This is a genomic window from Acinetobacter sp. GQ146 (assembly GCF_059758585.1).
Genome location: NZ_JCAXDV010000002.1, coordinates 479,535 through 497,355, shown reverse-complemented (window position 1 = coordinate 497,355; position 17,821 = coordinate 479,535). Strand labels below are relative to the sequence as shown.

At 42.7% G+C, this 17,821-nt stretch carries 17 protein-coding genes, 2 tRNA genes and 1 other RNA gene; 13 read left to right on the top strand and 7 right to left on the bottom strand.

The window, feature by feature from the left end; translation table 11 throughout:
- Nucleotides 1–2 precede the first annotated feature (2 nt).
- A complete protein-coding gene (gene hemA / locus AC6CHI_RS05580; protein ID WP_498119935.1) occupies nt 3–1,286 on the top strand; it encodes a glutamyl-tRNA reductase in 1,284 nt (427 codons plus the stop codon).
- A 19-nt stretch (nt 1,287–1,305) separates the two neighbouring features.
- On the opposite strand, the gene AC6CHI_RS05575 is transcribed toward hemA, so the two are convergent.
- Entirely contained in the window at nt 1,306–3,213 is a 1,908-nt protein-coding gene (locus AC6CHI_RS05575) for a DNA primase (protein ID WP_498119934.1), read from the bottom strand.
- Between the two features lie 183 nt (nt 3,214–3,396).
- On the bottom strand, nt 3,397–4,386 hold the full coding sequence (locus tag AC6CHI_RS05570; RefSeq protein WP_498119933.1) for an outer membrane protein assembly factor BamD: 990 nt from the start codon (nt 4,384–4,386) through the stop codon (nt 3,397–3,399).
- Nucleotides 4,387–4,457: 71 nt separating this feature from the next.
- Here AC6CHI_RS05570 and rluD point away from each other — a divergent pair, with 71 nt between their 5' ends.
- The 3 genes from rluD to AC6CHI_RS05555 all read left to right on the top strand — a co-directional run bounded on the left by rluD (nt 4,458) and on the right by AC6CHI_RS05555 (nt 7,008).
- The gene (gene rluD, locus AC6CHI_RS05565; RefSeq protein ID WP_498119931.1) at nt 4,458–5,510 is read left to right on the top strand and encodes a 23S rRNA pseudouridine(1911/1915/1917) synthase RluD; all 1,053 of its coding nucleotides are present in this window, start codon (nt 4,458–4,460) and stop codon (nt 5,508–5,510) included.
- An 84-nt stretch (nt 5,511–5,594) separates the two neighbouring features.
- Nucleotides 5,595–6,335 carry a peptidoglycan editing factor PgeF gene (gene pgeF, locus AC6CHI_RS05560; protein ID WP_498119929.1) on the top strand — a complete coding sequence of 247 codons (741 nt, stop codon included), beginning with the start codon at nt 5,595–5,597 and terminating at the stop codon, nt 6,333–6,335.
- A 106-nt stretch (nt 6,336–6,441) separates the two neighbouring features.
- Nucleotides 6,442–7,008, top strand: coding sequence for a flavodoxin family protein (locus AC6CHI_RS05555; RefSeq protein WP_458891236.1), 567 nt, complete (start codon nt 6,442–6,444; stop codon nt 7,006–7,008).
- 43 nt (nt 7,009–7,051) lie between these two features.
- Here AC6CHI_RS05555 and smpB read toward each other — a convergent pair whose 3' ends face one another.
- Nucleotides 7,052–7,528 carry an SsrA-binding protein SmpB gene (gene smpB, locus AC6CHI_RS05550; protein ID WP_498119928.1) on the bottom strand — a complete coding sequence of 159 codons (477 nt, stop codon included), beginning with the start codon at nt 7,526–7,528 and terminating at the stop codon, nt 7,052–7,054.
- Nucleotides 7,529–7,779: 251 nt separating this feature from the next.
- Here smpB and coaD point away from each other — a divergent pair, with 251 nt between their 5' ends.
- The 4 genes from coaD to AC6CHI_RS05530 all read left to right on the top strand — a co-directional run bounded on the left by coaD (nt 7,780) and on the right by AC6CHI_RS05530 (nt 9,091).
- Nucleotides 7,780–8,271, top strand: a complete 492-nt coding sequence (gene coaD / locus AC6CHI_RS05545; protein ID WP_458891237.1) for a pantetheine-phosphate adenylyltransferase — start codon at nt 7,780–7,782, stop codon at nt 8,269–8,271.
- A 1-nt stretch (nt 8,272) separates the two neighbouring features.
- Nucleotides 8,273–8,536: a YfhL family 4Fe-4S dicluster ferredoxin gene (locus AC6CHI_RS05540; protein WP_458891238.1), complete on the top strand. Its 264-nt coding sequence runs from the start codon at nt 8,273–8,275 to the stop codon at nt 8,534–8,536.
- Between the two features lie 27 nt (nt 8,537–8,563).
- Nucleotides 8,564–8,941, top strand: an RNA gene (gene rnpB, locus AC6CHI_RS05535) — RNase P RNA component class A.
- A 73-nt stretch (nt 8,942–9,014) separates the two neighbouring features.
- A tRNA-Met gene (locus AC6CHI_RS05530) sits at nt 9,015–9,091 on the top strand.
- A gap of 74 nt (nt 9,092–9,165) precedes the next feature.
- Here the strand turns inward: AC6CHI_RS05530 and AC6CHI_RS05525 are convergent.
- Nucleotides 9,166–9,378, bottom strand: coding sequence for a hypothetical protein (locus AC6CHI_RS05525; protein WP_498119927.1), 213 nt, complete (start codon nt 9,376–9,378; stop codon nt 9,166–9,168).
- Nucleotides 9,371–9,505 (bottom strand): hypothetical protein, encoded by a 135-nt coding sequence (locus tag AC6CHI_RS05520; protein ID WP_498119925.1) that lies wholly within the window; start codon nt 9,503–9,505, stop codon nt 9,371–9,373. The genes AC6CHI_RS05525 and AC6CHI_RS05520 overlap by 8 nt, the downstream gene beginning before the upstream one ends.
- 251 nt (nt 9,506–9,756) lie before the next feature.
- Between AC6CHI_RS05520 and AC6CHI_RS05515 the strand changes: the two genes are divergently transcribed.
- A tRNA-Met gene (locus AC6CHI_RS05515) sits at nt 9,757–9,833 on the top strand.
- A gap of 117 nt (nt 9,834–9,950) precedes the next feature.
- On the opposite strand, the gene AC6CHI_RS05510 is transcribed toward AC6CHI_RS05515, so the two are convergent.
- The gene (locus tag AC6CHI_RS05510) at nt 9,951–11,576 is read right to left on the bottom strand and encodes an NAD+ synthase (RefSeq protein ID WP_498119923.1); all 1,626 of its coding nucleotides are present in this window, start codon (nt 11,574–11,576) and stop codon (nt 9,951–9,953) included.
- Between the two features lie 239 nt (nt 11,577–11,815).
- Here AC6CHI_RS05510 and AC6CHI_RS05505 point away from each other — a divergent pair, with 239 nt between their 5' ends.
- From AC6CHI_RS05505 to AC6CHI_RS05490, 4 genes are all read left to right on the top strand, one after another.
- A complete protein-coding gene (locus AC6CHI_RS05505) occupies nt 11,816–12,301 on the top strand; it encodes a type IV secretion protein Rhs (protein WP_498119921.1) in 486 nt (161 codons plus the stop codon).
- A gap of 193 nt (nt 12,302–12,494) precedes the next feature.
- Nucleotides 12,495–13,451 carry a metal-dependent hydrolase gene (locus AC6CHI_RS05500; protein WP_498119920.1) on the top strand — a complete coding sequence of 319 codons (957 nt, stop codon included), beginning with the start codon at nt 12,495–12,497 and terminating at the stop codon, nt 13,449–13,451.
- A 16-nt stretch (nt 13,452–13,467) separates the two neighbouring features.
- Nucleotides 13,468–14,313 carry an SDR family NAD(P)-dependent oxidoreductase gene (locus AC6CHI_RS05495; protein ID WP_458891244.1) on the top strand — a complete coding sequence of 282 codons (846 nt, stop codon included), beginning with the start codon at nt 13,468–13,470 and terminating at the stop codon, nt 14,311–14,313.
- 15 nt (nt 14,314–14,328) lie between these two features.
- Entirely contained in the window at nt 14,329–15,927 is a 1,599-nt protein-coding gene (locus tag AC6CHI_RS05490; RefSeq protein ID WP_498119919.1) for a flavin-containing monooxygenase, read from the top strand.
- Between the two features lie 107 nt (nt 15,928–16,034).
- Here AC6CHI_RS05490 and gltA read toward each other — a convergent pair whose 3' ends face one another.
- Nucleotides 16,035–17,312 (bottom strand): citrate synthase, encoded by a 1,278-nt coding sequence (gltA, locus tag AC6CHI_RS05485; protein ID WP_100240904.1) that lies wholly within the window; start codon nt 17,310–17,312, stop codon nt 16,035–16,037.
- Nucleotides 17,313–17,821 lie beyond the last annotated feature (509 nt).

Genomic DNA, 17,821 nt, shown 5'->3' with positions numbered 1-17,821 from the left:
ATATGTCTTTCTTTGCATTGGGGGTCAACCATCAAACCGCGTCTGTAGAGTTGCGTGAGCAAATTGCATTTAATGCCGAAAAGCTCAGTGTATTGCTTGCTCAGCAAAGTCACAACACCGAATTAAATGATTTGGTGGTGGTGTCGACGTGTAACCGGACAGAAGTTTATGCCATCTCTGAAAATGCGGATGAGGTATTAAACTGGCTCGCCCAAGCAAATGATTTAGATGTTAAGCAACTGGTCAATCATGTCTATCGTTATGAAAATGCGCAAGCCGTTACGCATTTAATGCGGGTGGCCAGTGGACTAGACTCCTTAATGCTGGGTGAACCGCAAATTTTAGGGCAGGTTAAATCCGCCCTTTCTATTGCTAAAGAAGCCCATACTGTTTCAGGTAATTTAAACCGAATCTTTGAATACGCCTTTTATGCCGCGAAGCGAGTTCGCTCAGAAACTGCGGTGGGTAGCCATGCCGTTTCCATGGGCTATGCTGTTGCGCAACTGGCATTACAAGTGTTTAGCCAACCTGAAAAAATGACTGTGCTGATTGTGGCGGCTGGTGAAATGAATAGCTTGGTCGCTAAACATTTGGCCGAGATGGGGGTGGGCAAAGTTCTGATTTGTAACCGAACCCGTGAACGTGCCGAATTGTTAGCCCAAGAAATTGCCCATCAGGTCGATGTGGAAATTATTGATTTTTCCCAGTTAGCTGAGCACTTATATCGTGCTGATGTGATTTCTAGCTGTACAGGTAGTTTGCATCAGGTCATTTCTTATCAGGATGTCAAACGCGCTTTAAAGAAACGTCGTTATCAGCAGATGCTGTTAGTCGATTTGGCAGTGCCGCGTGATATTGAGCCGAAGGTGGAATCACTGGATGGTGTTTATCTTTACGGGGTGGACGACTTACAGTCGGTGATTGATGAAAATTTGGCACAACGTCGCCAAGCTGCGGTTGAAGCCGAAGTCATGGTCAATCAGTTGGCGATTGAGCTGGTGACGCATGAACGCGTCAATGCCGCAGGTGCAACGATTCATCAATACCGCATGCATGGGCATGAATTACAGCAAGAAGAGTTACAGCTGGCCTTAGCACGTTTAGCCAAAGGTGAAAATGCCGAGCAGATTATGCGCGAGTTTGCCCATCGCTTAACGCAGAAGTTATTACATCCGACTTCAATTGTTTTAAGAGAAGCGGCAAAAGCGGAAGATCCTGCTTATTTAGAATACTTGCAGCACAGCCTGACAGAGGTTGAGCAACATCGTCGCAAAGCTAAAAAATAATCGATTGATTTAAGTTGGCTTAGGTAAGTAAACGTAAGCCAATTTTCTTGGTCAGTTCATTCAGTTGCTGGCGTAAATTACGCGACTCTAACAGTGAATTCGGGTCTTTCAGTTTTTGGCGTAAATACTTTTCTTGTAATGCTAGCGCATATTCGGTAGCCAGTTTATCTGCCATTTCCGGTGCATGGGTTAATACTTCTATATTGGTACGACGCATAATATCGGCAATTTCTAAACTATAGCTGCTACAAGCGCCCAAAACATAATAGGTTGCCAGTTCCTGATCATCTGGTAAATTATCAAAAATTCGGTTCAGAATGGTTAAAATATACGAGAGTAATTCGTGGTTGGGGACAAAAGCCCGCAAAGTTTCAAAATGTATATATAAAAAAGGATGGTGCATCAGAATTGCAATGGCAAAGTCTTCATCTTTGGTACGAATATTAAACGATAAAGAGGCATCATTACTGAGCTGCGGCGTCCAGCGTTTGCCAAAGCCGAGTTTTTCTTTAAAAGACTGGTTGAGCAAATAGCGGAAGGAGCCTGTTTTCGGTAACAGTTCCGTCAGTTGGCGCAGTTCCGCCATGACCAGACTTTTGCCTTCGGGACTGCTGATATCCTGATTTTGGGTTAAATGCGCAAAGACAAAGTCAGAAAGCAAAGGGGCTTGCTGTAATAAGCGCTGAAAATTTTCCAAACCTTCGCGACGAATCAGTGAGTCAGGATCATGATCATTTGGCAGGACAAAGAATTTCAGTTCACGACCATCATTGAGTAAAGGTAAGGCAATTTCTAAGGTACGTCGTGCCGCTTTTTGACCCGCGGCATCGCCATCGAAGGCAATGGTAATGCGGTTATTCTGTTTAAACAGAATATTTAAATGTTCGGTATTACTCGCGGTTCCTAATGTTGCCACAGCGCCATAAATGCCATTTTGTTGTAGTGCAATAACATCCATGTAGCCTTCAACCATCAGCCAGTCTTGGGCTTTTTGTTTACGCCCTTCATACAGCCCATACAGTAACTGATTTTTATGAAACACTTCGGAATCAGGCGAGTTGATGTATTTCGGTTTGATTTCATCATTCAGGGCACGACCGCCGAAGCCGACCACACGGCCTTTGGCATCACGGATCGGGAAAATTACCCGATCACGCAGCAGGTCGAAATCTCGACCACTATCACTGGTACGAATTAAACCCAGTAATTTTAAACCTTGAATGTCTTGCGGAAAGGCTTTTTCTAGATGTTGCCAGTCTTCAGGGGCATAGCCTAAACGCCAGAATTGAATCGTTTCTGGGCCTAAGCCACGGTGTCTAAAGTACTGTTGTGCGCTTTGACTTTGTGGTAGTTGCCGTTCATAAAACTGCGCTACATTTTCCAGTAGGTCATAGAGATTACCATCTTGTGCCGGTGCTTCATGAAATTCCTGAAAGGGCTCAAACTGGGCAAAAGGATCATCGACATTTCGAAACTGCTCAAATGGATCAAAATCTACATCCACAGGAGTATTGGTATTGGGTGCCGCTACAGCGCTAGGAATAGAAGCTGATTTTTGTTCCGGAACGGACTTTTTTTGTTCTGGCGTGGGCTTGGTTTCACGCTTATAGGATAGACGTTTGGAATCTTGATTATCTTTGGGGAGTTCAATGCCTGCTTGGCTCGATAAGTCTTTCATCACATCGACAAAGTTGCGATTGTCGATGTCCATCAGGAAGCGAATGGCATTACCATTGGCCTGACAGCCAAAGCAGTGGTAGTACTGTTTGTCACGATAGACATGAAATGAAGGCGATTTTTCCTGATGAAACGGACAGCAACCTGAGTAGGTCCGTCCCGTTTTCTTCAGCTTCACGCGTTGACCAATCAAGTCGACAATATCTGTGCGATCGAGGATTTGATCTATCGTGTGTTGAGGAATAGCCATAGTCGTTATCGTGATTGGAGCAGCAAAATGAAAATGCAAAGCCAAGTTTGTGTAAAACAAACTGAGCAAAAGAATATTATTTAGTTGTATAGGGTTTAATCATTTTGATCAAGCCAAATACAAAAAACAAAAGGGCAAGTATGATAACTTGCCCTTTGTGAAATTGCACGATGTGTTGCGGTTTTATTCAGCAGATGTGCTTGATGCAGGTGTTTCTGTTGAAGTTGCAGGACGATCCAGTAAACCAAAACTCATGCGGTTGGTTAAGCTGCGTTGCTCTGCGGGTGTAGCTGTTTTTGGTGTTTCGATTGTGCTTTGTTCTTCACGACCAAATACACCCAAGGTTGCACGGTTGACCCAACTGCCTTCTTTGCGAGCTGCACGTAAATTTACAGTTCCATCCGATTTAACCAAGCTTGGATAGTTCAGCTTTAACACATCAATATATTGTTGCGCGGTGGCTTGGTCGCCCAACTTTTCATAGCCATATGCCACTGTTGCTAATGCTTCAGGAATTTGCGGTGTTTGCGGATAATGTTCAATCACCCATTGCGAACGTTCTACAGCAGCCAACCATGCTTTACGTTTAATATTAAAACGTGCCACATTCATTTCACTTTCAGCCAATTCATTGCCAATGTATTTCATACGCTGTGCAGCATCAACCGCGTAGGTGCTAGATGGATAGCGGCGAATAAAATCGACAAAGTTTTGATAAGCCAGTTTTAAATAACTGGTATCACGATGGGACTGTTTTAATGAGGTATAACGCATTAAACCATCATAGTTCTGTTCCATATTCGCGACACCACGCACATAGTAGGCGTAATCGACATTTGGATGCTGCGGATTTAAACGAATAAAACGCTCGGCAAGGCTAATGGTTGCTTCATAATCTTTTTGCTGGAATTTGGTATACAACAACTCGAGTTGAGCTTGTTGCGCATAATCGCCAGTCGGGTAGTAGGTATCAATTGCTTCTAGGTACTTGGCTGCATCAGTATATTGACCGTTATCCAGCGCTTTCTCAGCTTTTTGTATATACACTTGCTCACTTAATTGTGGGCCTGTATCCACCACTTCTTTTTTTGGATTACTGCTACAGCCCACCATTGCAGACGCAATGCCTAAAGAAAGAGCGAGCATTGTAATTTTATAACGTGGTAGCGACATAAAAATTCCTCTGTTATTACGGGCAATGAGCTACAATTGCGCTATTAAACCACTTTTGTTTGAATGATCAAATGACCCAAGCACAATCTACTGACACAAATTTTGCAGAAACTGATTTCAATTTACTTGAAGAAACAGACGAAGCAGATAACCATACTTCTGATGCAACTGCAACACGTTTATCGTTGCAATTTCAATTGGATGAGAGCTACCTAGGGCAACGTATTGATCAGGTTGCGGCCAATGTTTGGAGCGACTTTTCACGCGAAAAACTCAAGCAGTGGCTAAAGGACGGGCATTTGTTGGTAAATGGTAACATTGTCAAACCAAAGTACAAATCTGAAGGAAATGAGCTGCTTACACTTGATGTTGAGCTTGAAGCACAGACCACCAGTCAGCCTGAAAATATCCCTTTAAATATTGTCTATGAAGATGATGACATTATTGTCATTAACAAACCGGTCGGTATGGTCGTGCATCCAGGTGCTGGCAATACTTCAGGAACTCTGGTGAATGCGCTGTTATATCACTATCCGAAAGCAGCTGAATTATCACGTGCAGGCTTGGTACATCGTATTGATAAAGACACCAGTGGCTTATTGGTGGTTGCGAAAAACCTCGAAGCGCAGTTCGCTTTAAGCAAGCAATTGGCGAATAAATCGGTGTACCGTGTTTATGATTTAATCGTGTATGGCAACGTGATTGCAGGCGGTACGATTGATGAGCCGATTAAACGTCATCCAGTGGATCGCGTGAAAATGACGGTATTACCAGGCGGTAAAGATGCAGTCACACATTACAACGTGAAAGAGCGTTTCCAACATTTTACCCGTGTTCAAGCGCGTCTGGAAACCGGTCGTACCCATCAGATTCGTGTGCATTTTTCTTACATCGGTTTTGGCCTAGTGGGTGATCAGGTTTATATGCCGCGTGTTCGAGTACCAGCGGGTGCATCTGAACTTTTGAATGATACCTTGCGTACATTTAAACGTCAGGCATTGCATGCTGCGCAGTTGGGCCTAGTTCACCCGCGTACTGGCAAAGATATGATGTTCGAAGCACCATGGGCAGAAGATTTTGCAGTATTGGTTGACGTTTTGCGTAGCGAAGATGCTGCGTATTAAGTCGCTGACTTGAAATGACTTCACGGTATGGCTTTCCATCAGTCGTACCGTGAAGAATGAAGATTTTATAATAAGGAATAAAACATGCAATTTGTTCAAGGATTGCCAGAAGGGATCTGTGTAGGGCAAACCCGCGTACATCATGAGCATGCCTTAGCTTCGGAAAAACCTGAATTAGCGGGTTTTAATCTGGCATTGCATGTTCAGGATGATGCGAAACGAGTGCAACAGCATCGCATGCAATTGCTCGAAGATTTTTCTAGTTTTGGGGTGGATAGAATCACATGGATGACGCAAACCCATAGCACAATCTGTCACCGCGTGGATGAACAAATTCATTTTACTGCCCCTGAAGGTGATGGTCTGGTCACGCAGCGCAAACAACATGCCTTAATGATGATGACGGCAGATTGTCTGCCGATTGTTTTAGGGGATGCCGATGCCCAAGAGGTTGCTAATTTACATGCTGGTTGGCGTGGACTGGCGCATGGAATTGTCGAAAACACCATCGCTGCGATGCAACATCCACCGGCTTGGGCATGGTTAGGTGCTGCAATTAGTCAGCCATGTTTTGAAGTTGGAGCTGAAGTTAAACAAACTTTTTGTGCCAAATATCCTGCATTAAGCTCTGCTTTTGAACCAGCCAAAGAACCGGGTAAATATTTTGCCGATTTATATGCGATTGCTCGCTATATCTTGCAGCAACATGGGGTATCGAAGATTTTAGGTGGGGATCAATGTACCTACCGCCAAGCGGAAGAATATTATTCATATCGCCGTAATGCTAAAACGGGTCGTATGGCGACGTTTGTATTTTTAAAATGAGCCCTGTGCCTGTTAAGCAAGGTGTAATGTTTTGATTTTGCCTGCTCTCCCTCCGACGAGCGAAAAGTGTTAAACTTGACTTAATTATTTGGTTTTAAAAGTTTCCATGTCTGTCACTGATCTTGTTTCTCCTGCTCCTGTTCATGTGTGTGTGGTTTATCATAGTCCTTATGGTCATACGGCTAAGGTGGCGCAATATATTGCGCAAGGCGCAGAGCAGGCCGGTGCAGATGTGCACCTGATTTCTGTTGCCGCAGTGCAATGGGAGCTTCTAGATCAAGCCGATATTATTATTATGGGCTGCCCAACCTATATGGGCAGTCTGACTTCTGCACTTAAGCAATTTATGGAAGATTCTTCCAAGCGCTGGTTGGCTCGTGCATGGCAAGGCAAGCTTGCGGCAGGATTTACCAATGGTGGTGGCTTAAGTGGCGATAAATTGGCGGTATTGCAGCAGATTAATCTGTTTGCGATGCAGCATGGTATGTTGTGGGCAGGTTTACCGTTTATGCCAACGGGACGTGGTCTGCAAGATATTAATCGTATGTCCAGTTTTTTGGGCTTAATGACACAGTCAGACAATGCTAGTGTGGAAGTTACCCCACCCGAAGGGGATTTGGAAACAGCACGTAAGTTTGGTAAATATTTAGTCGAGTTAAAGGCTGACTATTGATCCATGCGTTTCATAAAAAAACCTCCCAATCGGGAGGTTTTTGTTATTTGTGAAATAGGCGGGCTTTATCACGTTGCCAATCACGGTTTTTTTCTGTAGCACGCTTGTCGTGCAGTTGCTTACCTTTAACTAAAGCAATTTCCAACTTGACTAATGGACCTTTCCAGTAGCAGGCTAAAGGGACACATGAGAACCCTTTTTGGTTGACTGCACCCAACAATTTGGCAATTTCATTACGATTCAGCAGCAATTTACGCGTACGTGTTGCTTCAGGCACAACATGTGTAGATGCAGATAAAAGCGGTTGAATTTGTGCACCAAATAAATAGGCTTCACCATTTTTAAATAAAATATAGCTTTCCGTCAGTGTCATACGGCCAGCACGTAAGGATTTGACTTCCCAACCTTGTAAGGAGAGTCCTGCTTCAAATTTTTCTTCAATGAAATAATCATGGCGTGCGCGCTTATTTTGCGCAATCGTTCCGCCATTATGTTTCTTCACTACAGTTGCTTTCGCCATAATTCGTCACTTCCAAAGTTATGACTATTGTGCCGTAACATGATGGCACTGACAATTCTTAAATGCTCTAGGCCAGCTTTAATATAAAGCGAAGAGCTTGTCGCCTGATGGATAGGCTATTTTAAAAAATGAAAATGCGTACTAATATTTGACCAAATAGTGAAGATTTTTCAAATTTATAGAGTTTCTTCGCCAAAAAAACAAGATTTTGTTAAAATAGCCCCCAATAAAATGAATCAGAGTACAAATGGATGTCTAAAACTCGCGTAATCTATCCAGGAACATTTGATCCAATTACCAATGGACATGTAGACCTCGTTACTCGGGCGTCTAAAATGTTTGATGAGGTGGTTGTTGCAATTGCGATTGGACACCATAAGAATCCTTTGTTCAAGTTAGAAGAGCGCGTTGAACTGGCACAGGCTTCTCTGAGCCATCTTCCGAATGTTGAATTTGTTGGTTTTGATGGTTTATTGGTGAATTTTTTCCGTGAACAAAATGCCACAGCGGTATTGCGTGGTTTGCGTGCCGTCTCTGATTTTGAATATGAATTTCAATTGGCAAATATGAACCGTCAATTAGATTCACGTTTTGAAGCAGTATTCTTGACTCCATCTGAACAATATTCATTTATTTCTTCCACGTTAATTCGTGAAATTGCACGTCTGAAAGGCGATGTCACCAAATTCGTTCCTGAGGCGGTGGTCAAAGCCTTTGAGCAGAAGCATCAACAAGGTTGGTAGAGTGTCTTTATATATAACTGATGAATGCATCAATTGTGATGTTTGTGAGCCTGTTTGTCCAAATGAAGCAATTTTTATGGGTGAACTGATTTACGAAATTAACCCTGATCTTTGTACAGAATGTGTCGGGCATCATGATCAGCCACAGTGCCAACTGTTCTGTCCTGTAGATTGTATTCCGCTAGATCCCAATCATGCAGAAAGCCAAGAACAGTTGATGGAAAAGTATCAACGTTTAATTGCTCAAAAAAGCACAAGCAAATAGTTTTTAAATTTGGTAAGATGCGCCTTCGAAGTGAGCCAGACGATCGCTGCTGTGGAGGTCTCCGTGACTAAAGCAGGGGAGGAAAGTCCGGGCTTCAACGGGCAAGGTGCCAGGTAACGCCTGGGCGGCGTGAGCCGACGGAAAGTGCAGCAGAGAGTAGACCGCCTTCATTATGGTTTCGAGCAATTGGAATCGGAGGTAAGGGTGAAAGGGTGCGGTAAGAGCGCACCGCATGACTGGTAACAGTTCATGGCATGGTAAACCCCACCGGAAGCAAGACCAAATAGGGATCCTTTAGGCATGGCCCATGCTGGATCCGGGTAGGTCGCTGGAGCGTATGAGTGATTGTACGCCTAGAGGAATGATCGTTCACGACAGAACCCGGCTTATCGGCTCACTTCATCAAATTTTGATCAATTAAGTGCATTAGGTACTTGACGTACCGCAGAGAAAAACACATAATGCGCGCACAGTTTACGGCTATGTAGCTCAGTTGGTTAGAGCACCGCACTCATAATGCGGGGGTCACAAGTTCAAGTCTCGTCATAGCCACCATTTTATAAATCACGTTCCTATAACGTGATTTTTTTTGCCTGAAAAAAGTCAAAGTTATAAATTAGTTTTGTATTTTAAAATTTTCCCGTGCAGTCAAGCATATCCGGGCTAAAGTTAATCCGCATCTGCAAGTTTTGAATCTGCTGCAAATTGGTCTGTTGTTCTGCTAGGGCAAAGATTTTACGATCGACTAAATTCAATTTTTTTAAACTGATATGCTGACTAGAGCAGTAGCGTGCTTCGGCTGTCTCTAAAGCGAGCTTATGTTGCTCTGTGAGGCTAACCATCTACGGTCAGAATTTTTTGTTGTCCTTGGGCAGAGTTAACCAAGAGTTCTCGATCTTTGAGGTTAAACAAAGGATTGGCGTTGATATAGCTCGCAACATCACGTCGTACACCGTTATAGTCGCTCATCAGGGGATATACGCTGACAACTGCTCAATGCGGCTGTACTTAGCATGAAGCAAAAATAGAATTTCTTTTTCATGATCTTTCGCATAAATTTTGCCGACTTCGGTACAGCATGGACATAAAAATAAGTTTAAAAAGAGAGGCTTGCTATAAATTTGATGGTTTAAAGTGTTTTTGTTTATTCGGTGATCATTTGCGTATAAAAAAGGGTTGACGCTAGGCTTTGAACTTTGCATAATGCGCACACAGTTTACGGCTATGTAGCTCAGTTGGTTAGAGCACCGCACTCATAATGCGGGGGTCACAAGTTCAAGTCTCGTCATAGCCACCATTTTTATAGACCAAGCTCTCAGCTTGGTCTCTTTTTTTGTGCGCGAAAAATATATTTAAAAAAAGTAGCTATAAAAAAGCCCAAACAGTTGTTTGGGCTTTTTGTTTTTATCTAGACTTAAACACCAGCTTTCCAGCCATTGATGATTGGATAGCGACGTTCTCGGCTAAAGGCACGTGAACTAATACGTGGGCCGATGGCACCTTGGCGACGTTTGTATTCGTTAAAGTCGACGAGGCGAATCACTTTCTTCACGACTTCTGCATCAAAGCCTTTGGCAATGATGTCATCTTGGCTTTGATCTTCTTCAATGTAGGCATAAAGAATCGCATCCAAAACATCATAATGCGGTAAAGAGTCCTGATCGGTTTGATCATGACGTAATTCGGCAGACGGTGGGCGAGTAATTACGCGTTCAGGAATGACAGGGGTTTCTGCAATGCTGTTACGGTATTTTGCCAATTCAAATACAATGGTTTTGTACACATCTTTGAGTACCGCAAAGCCACCGACCATATCGCCATAAAGTGTGCAATAACCCACTGCAAGTTCAGATTTGTTACCTGTCGAAAGCACCAGATTGCCAAACTTATTTGAAAGCCCCATTAACAGCGTTCCACGTGCACGTGCTTGAAGGTTTTCTTCGGTCGCATCGGCAGGTGCATTACCAAAGAATGGGTAAAGCGTCTGCATAAAGCTATTTACAATCGGATTGATTTCAGCAATGCCGAAGGTAATGCCCATAGTTTTGGCTTGCGCTGCGGCATCTTCTACACTGATTTGTGAAGTATAAGTATAAGGCATCATGACGGCTTGTACTTTGTCCGCACCAATTGCATCAACAGCAATTGCCAGCGTTAAGGCTGAGTCAATACCACCGGATAGTCCAAGAATGACACCTGGAAATCCTGAACGTTGAACATAATCACGAGTTGCCATGACCAAAGCTTGGTAAATTTCAGCCATAGTGCCAAGTGTTGGCTCGCTTTCCGCAATTTGGAAGCTTTGCTGTTCTACTTGGTAGTCTGCATAAAATAATGCTTCTTTAAAACTTGGCGCTTGTAAGGCAACAGCACCATCTTTATTGATGACGAAACTGGTTCCATCAAAGATCAAGTCGTCTTGACCACCCACTTGGTTGGCGTAGACCAAATTAATATTTAGCTGCTTCGCCAACGCTTGCATGGTATCAATACGATGCTGCGGTTTACCTACTTCATAAGGGGATGCATTCAGTACCAGTACCGTTTCAACATTGAGTTGTGCCAATTGTTGAACCGTATTGAGTGACCAAATATCTTCACAAATAAGTAAGCCAAATTTGTGCCCTAGATATTCAAAGACTAAGTGCTGATGCCCCTCGTTGAAGTAACGTTTTTCATCAAAGACACCGTAGTTTGGTAAATTCTGTTTGTTATAGATGCCCAGAATTTTTCCATCTTTCATGACCGCTGCTGAGTTGTAGCGTTGACCATCTTCAGTTTGGTTCACAAAACCAAACACCATGACGATGTCTTTTACTTGACGCAGTTGTTCGAAGGCGGTTTCAGTACGTTTAGATAAACTTGGGCGGAGTAATAAATCTTCTGCTGGATATCCAATCGTTGATAATTCTGGGAAGATAATTAAATCTGATTGTTGCTTTTTGGCTTCATTTGCCAATTGTTGCATTTTTTCAGCATTTGCTTCGATATTGCCAATGTGCGGAGAGAATTGTGCTAGGGCAATCTTAAAACTTTTCATTCCAACTTAATCCTAAAGCTATAGGGATGTATACACAGACGACTGAGTTTTTTATCGTTGTGGGTTCAGTACTGTGTAATTAACGACAAAATAATAAATAAATAATTTGCGTTGATACTATATACGAATTGCGACAAATGTAGTGTATAAATCCAAAAAAAATTCTTATTTGCATTGAGCAGATTTGTTCATAATAACAGATGAATTGTATATTTTATTTCACTGAAAAGGTTAGAGATATGCCGCGATACTTATCAACACTGATGCAGCAATTCCGCGGGTTTGGCGTAGTCTCTCGCAGGGAGCTGACAGTGGGTGAAAAAGCATTGGTTCGTAGTATCTTCGCAGACAGCATAGCACTGGACCGAGTCCAAATTGTGGCGCATAAACTCATACTGAAAAATTATGCGCTCAGTCCCAATGGGCAAATTTATTTTCATCCACAAAATTACTGCGAAGATTTTTCTAAAAGCGCTTTACGTGTGCAATCTTGGTTTATTCATGAAATGACTCATGTTTGGCAATTTCAGCATGGAATTGCGGTGGTACGTTTAGCCATCTTTGATCGTCGTTATCGCTATGTTTTGCAGCAAGGTAAATTATTTTTGAATTATGGCATAGAGCAACAGGCGCAAATGGTTCAAGACTATTTTATAAAAAGAGCGCAGCGGCAGGACTGTCGTGCTTATGAGGACTGTATTCCGTTCTTGGCACGCAAAGCATGATTCTGTCCCGTCCAGATAATTCTCACTTTAAACTGTCCGACAAGCGTGGGGAAAGGCATAAATTGCAAATCAAATGAATTGAATTGCTAGTGGCATAGGTTTATAGCTCCCTTAATTTTTTACTGTAGCCCCGACCAATTTGATGGTGTGGGGCTGGCAAGTTGCAATTACAGTAGAAAAATAAGGACTCCGTATGCAATTCATTACGCCATTCAAAAATACATTTCGCCATGTATTTTCAGGCCCTAAATTTGATGCCAAACAGCAGTCAGCCATGATTCCGATTCGGCATATGCGTTTTGATTTTGATTCCCAGCAAATTGATCATAAGTTTTTTTTGAATGCAGAATTGGCCAGTGCATATTTTGCATCCCTCTCGATTTTCCTGACGTTTGGCGAAGACTTGGTGATAGATACTGCGCGTTATCATCGCGACTTGCTCAAAGATCCGTTATTAAAGCAGCGGGTCACGGCTTTAATTGGGCAGGAAGCCATTCACTCCAAAATGCATAATGAATTAAACGATGCTTTATTGCAGGTTGATTATCCTGTGCGGTTATTTCGGACATGGGCAGGTTGGGTCTTCGAATATGGTTTTAATCGCTTACCGCAACCCATGAAGTTGTCTTTAATGGCCGGTATTGAGCATTTTACGGCAGTACTGGCTGAATATATGATGCAACATGAAGCGATATTCTTTCGTTCGCAAGATGAGAAACAACGTGCCATCTGGATGTGGCACATGCTGGAAGAATCTGAACACAAAGATATTGCTTATGATGTGTTTCAATCGCTTTCTAATAATTATGCCTTACGCATAGCCGGTTTTTTCCCTGCATTAATTACCATTCTGGTGCTAATTTCAGCCGCGGCTGTTTTGGTGCCATTCTATCGACAACCGAAAAACATAATCCGCTGGGGATATTGGAAGGAACTGCCGCAGAGTGTTCGTTTAATTTTTGGTTTTAAAGATGGCGTCTATGGCAGCACTTTTCGGCATATTTTTGACTATTTACGTCCTGATTTTCACCCCAATGATCATGATACTTCTGCCTACTTAAGTTATTACAAAGAGAAACTGCTACATCCCGAACATGGCATTTTATTGCCATATTTTACGCGTGAATTTACCCCAGCTTTACGTTGTTAAGGAGAGGGGAATTGAAATGTTGAAATTTAATCACAGCTCCAAACCAAGTTATCAAGCTTATGCCGTGGTGACTGGCGCAGGGAGTGGTATTGGGCGCAGTTTTGCCTTAGAGCTGGCGAAGCGTGGCAGTCGCGTGATATGTGCCGACCTCAATCTTGCCGCGGCTAAAGAAACGGTGGCTTTAATTCATGCAAAATATCCAACCGCGAGTTATGCCTTGCAGTGCGATGTGGGAGATGCAGATCAGGTCAAGGCTTTGGCTGATCAAGCCGAACAATTGATGGGGCATAGCACCACACTCATTATTAATAATGCAGGCGTGGGCTTAGGTGGGAAGTTTGATGAAGTCAGTTTGGCAGATTGGCAGTGGTGTATGCAGGTCAATTTATGGGGGGTAATACATGGTTGCCATTATTTTGTACCTCAATTTAAACAACAAGGCTATGGGGCAATTATAAATGTTGCCTCGGCAGCGGGGTTTACAGCGGCCCCTGAAATGACCGCCTATAACGTGACCAAGTCAAGTGTGCTGGCACTATCTGAAACGCTAGCGGCAGAGTTGCGTAGTGCCAATATACGCGTCAATGTGCTGTGTCCAACCTTGGTTCCAACCAATATTATGAAGCATGGGCGTTTACCTCAGCATTATGCTGGATTAGCCGATGATTTATTGATGAATCATGCATTTGTGAGTAGTGAGCAAGTAGCGATCAAAACGCTGGATCATCTCGATGCTGGCAAGTTGTATACCATTCCTCAGCCAGATGCCAAATTGTTTTGGTGGATGAAGCGTGCAGCTCCTAACCTATATGCCAAGTTATTGGGAATGGGCTATCCACTGTTTAAAAAGTATGTGAAATAAAAATAAGAGAATGACATGACCGAAAACAGCTTAAATGAAGGATCTACCTCAGAAATTACATTAGACGGTCCCGTGTCTAATCCACAAAATGATGCGGATGAGACTTCAGAACCACGAAAAGCCAAAGCCAGACAAACACGTGAGCAAGAGAACAGCCAAGTAAGCCTGCATGTGTATGATTGTATTGTGATTGGCGCAGGCATTTCAGGTATTGCCGCTGCCTATAAAATGCTACAGGCATGCTATCATGACTTTATCGTTTTAGAAAAAGCCGCGCGGGTGGGCGGGACGTGGCGTGACAATACCTACCCAGGGTGCGGTTGTGATGTTCCATCAGCATTATATTCATTTTCATTTGCACCGAGTCATCAGTGGAGTCATCTTTTTGCGAAACAAGCAGAAATCTTGCAATATCTGGAAGATGTGACTCAGAAATTTAATTTGATGGAAAACATTAAGTTCAATCATGAGCTTGTATCAGCAAAATGGGATGAATCCCAACAGCAATGGCAACTGCAAACATCGCAAGGGATGTTTCTCGCCAAAACGGTCATTTTCTCGACTGGACCCATTACTGAGCCATCCTTGCCCCAAATTAAGGGCATTGAAACCTTTCAAGGGGCAATGTTTCATTCAGCCCGCTGGAGGCATGATTATGATTTAACGGGAAAACGGGTTGCAGTGATTGGCACAGGGGCATCTGCTATTCAGTTTATTCCTCAAATTCAGCCTATCGTAAAAGACTTAATTGTATTTCAGCGGACCGCACCGTGGGTTCTACCTAAAGCTGATATGACTTTAAATGAAACGGCAAAAGGAATAATCGCAAAATATCCCGACATACAGAGAATGTGGCGCAGCAGTGTCGCTCAGATTCTAAATGGCATTAACTTTGGATTACGTCATCCGCAAGTACTTGAGCCCATCAATCTACTGAGCAAGCAGTTATTAAAACTACAAATTCAGGATCAACGCTTGCGTCAAAATGTGACTCCAAACTTTTCAATTGGCTGCAAAAGGCTGTTATTTGCCAATAACTATTATCCAGCCCTACAGCAAGACAATGTCACACTGCTGCCACAAGGTTTGGTTGCAATACAAGGCAATAACGTTATTGCAGCCAATGGCGAACAGCATGCGGTTGATGTGATTATTTGGGGAACGGGGTTTGAAGTTTCACATCCCCCGATTGGAAAATGTGTCTATGATGCCAAAGGGCAATTGTTAGCAAAGCGTTGGCAAGATAGCTCTCCAGAAGCCTTTTTAGGCACCAGTTTGGAACAGGTGCCGAATGCATTTTTAGTCTTGGGACCGAATATTTTGGTCTATGATTCATTTATTGGGATTGCTGAAGCGCAGCTGGATTACATTATCAGTGGCTTATTGCAAATGCGCGATCAGGGTATTCAGCGTATCGAAATTAAATCTAATGTAATTCAGAAATATAATCATGATGTGCAAAAACATTTACAGACCACAGTGTTTAAACGGGGTGGCTGTCAATCGTATTATCTGGATCAAAATGGCCGTAATTTTGCAGCCTGGCCATGGTCACTCAAGCAATTAAAGCAAAAACTGCAAAAGTTGGATTTAGACAATTATCAGGTCAGTTAAAACTTGATTGATTGTTCGCAGTGAGCCAGTAGCTGTATCGACTTGTTTTCTGCAAAGATAAAAAACCACCCGAGAGGGTGGTTTTTTGATTCATCAATTCTTGCGAATTAACGACCTTGGATGTCACGTTGAACTTCACCAGTGTAAAGCTGACGTGGACGACCAATTTTGTAAGGTCCGCTGTGCATTTCTAACCAGTGGCTGATCCAACCAACAGTACGTGCAAGCGCGAAGATTACTGTAAACATTTCTGTTGGGATACCAATCGCTTTAAGGATGATACCTGAGTAGAAGTCTACGTTCGGGTAAAGGTTACGCTTGATGAAGTATTCATCAGAAAGTGCGATACGCTCAAGTTCCATAGCAAGTTCAAGTTGTGGATCGTTGATGCCAAGTGCACCAAGAACTTCGTCGCAAGTCTCTTTCATTACTTTAGCGCGCGGGTCAAAGTTCTTGTAAACGCGGTGACCGAAGCCCATTAACTTAACTTCTTTAGTCTTCACTTTTTCCATGAAGCCAGCAACGTTTTCTACAGTGCCGATTTCGTCAAGCATCTTAAGAACAGCTTCGTTCGCACCACCGTGCGCAGGACCCCAAAGTGCAGAAATACCAGCAGCGATACATGCATACGGGTTAGCACCAGTAGAACCCGCTAAACGTACTGTAGACGTAGACGCGTTTTGTTCGTGGTCAGCATGAAGCGTGAAGATACGGTCCATCGCTTTCGCAAGAATAGGGTTTACTTTGTAATCGCGGTCTGCTGGAGTAGCAAACATCATATGCAAGAAGTTTTCTGCATAGTTCAAGTCGTTACGTGGGTAAACAAATGGTTGACCTACAGTGTACTTGTAGCTCCAAGCTGCAAGTGTAGGTACTTTCGCAATTAAGCGAATCGCAGTAATTTCACGGTGGTTAACATCTTCGATGTCTAAACCGTTGTGATAGAACGCAGAAAGTGCACCCACTACACCAACCATGATTGCCATAGGGTGAGCGTCACGACGGAAACCATTGAAGAAACGGCTTACTTGATCGTGAACCATCGTGTGGTTACGAACTTTAGCGTCAAATTCAACTTTTTGTTCAGCTGTAGGAAGTTCGCCATTTAATAATAAGTAGCAAGTTTCTAAGTAGTCAGCTTTAGTTGCAAGTTGGTCAATTGGGTAACCACGGTGTAAAAGTACACCTTTGTTACCATCAATGAAGGTAATTTTTGATTCGCAAGCTGCTGTAGCCATAAAACCAGGATCAAAAGTAAAGTGACCTGCGGCCAACACATCCTTAACGTCGATTACATCTGGGCCCAATGTGCCGCTGTAAATTGGTAATTCAATTTCTTTGCCATCAAGCTGTAATACGGCTTTTTTGCCAGTTGCTTCAGACATTCAATAGATCTCCTGTCCTGGTGAATGTTTAATCTGACTCGTAGTACTAATCTTTTAATGCGCGAATCAGACGGATCAAAAATTTGCTAATAAGATTAGAGAGTACTGGAATTTTGTCAATTATACTTATGGATAAAAACTGACGCGCCCACAGAGGTTTAGTCAAATCCTTCCTTAGAAAAATGAGTAAAATCACAGCACCGCGCCGCTATAATAAGTCAAATTATTCTTGAGGTGCAGAAAAAAAACGGGACATCTGCTGAATTGTAAGTATTTATAAAAAATAAAGGACATATTTTTTTGAACAAATGGTACGAGCATTTAGAATTGAAATTTATCTAATTTTCATAACTTACATCTATTTTTGTTTAGTTTTTATTCCATTTTAGGCTGAAATTTGGCATGAAATTCTTAGACTAAAGATGTGTCTGATTGGTTAAAAAATAACTCATTAAATTTTTAAAATTGATTAAAAAATAGACTTTAAGCGTTAGTTTTTGCAATTTTTG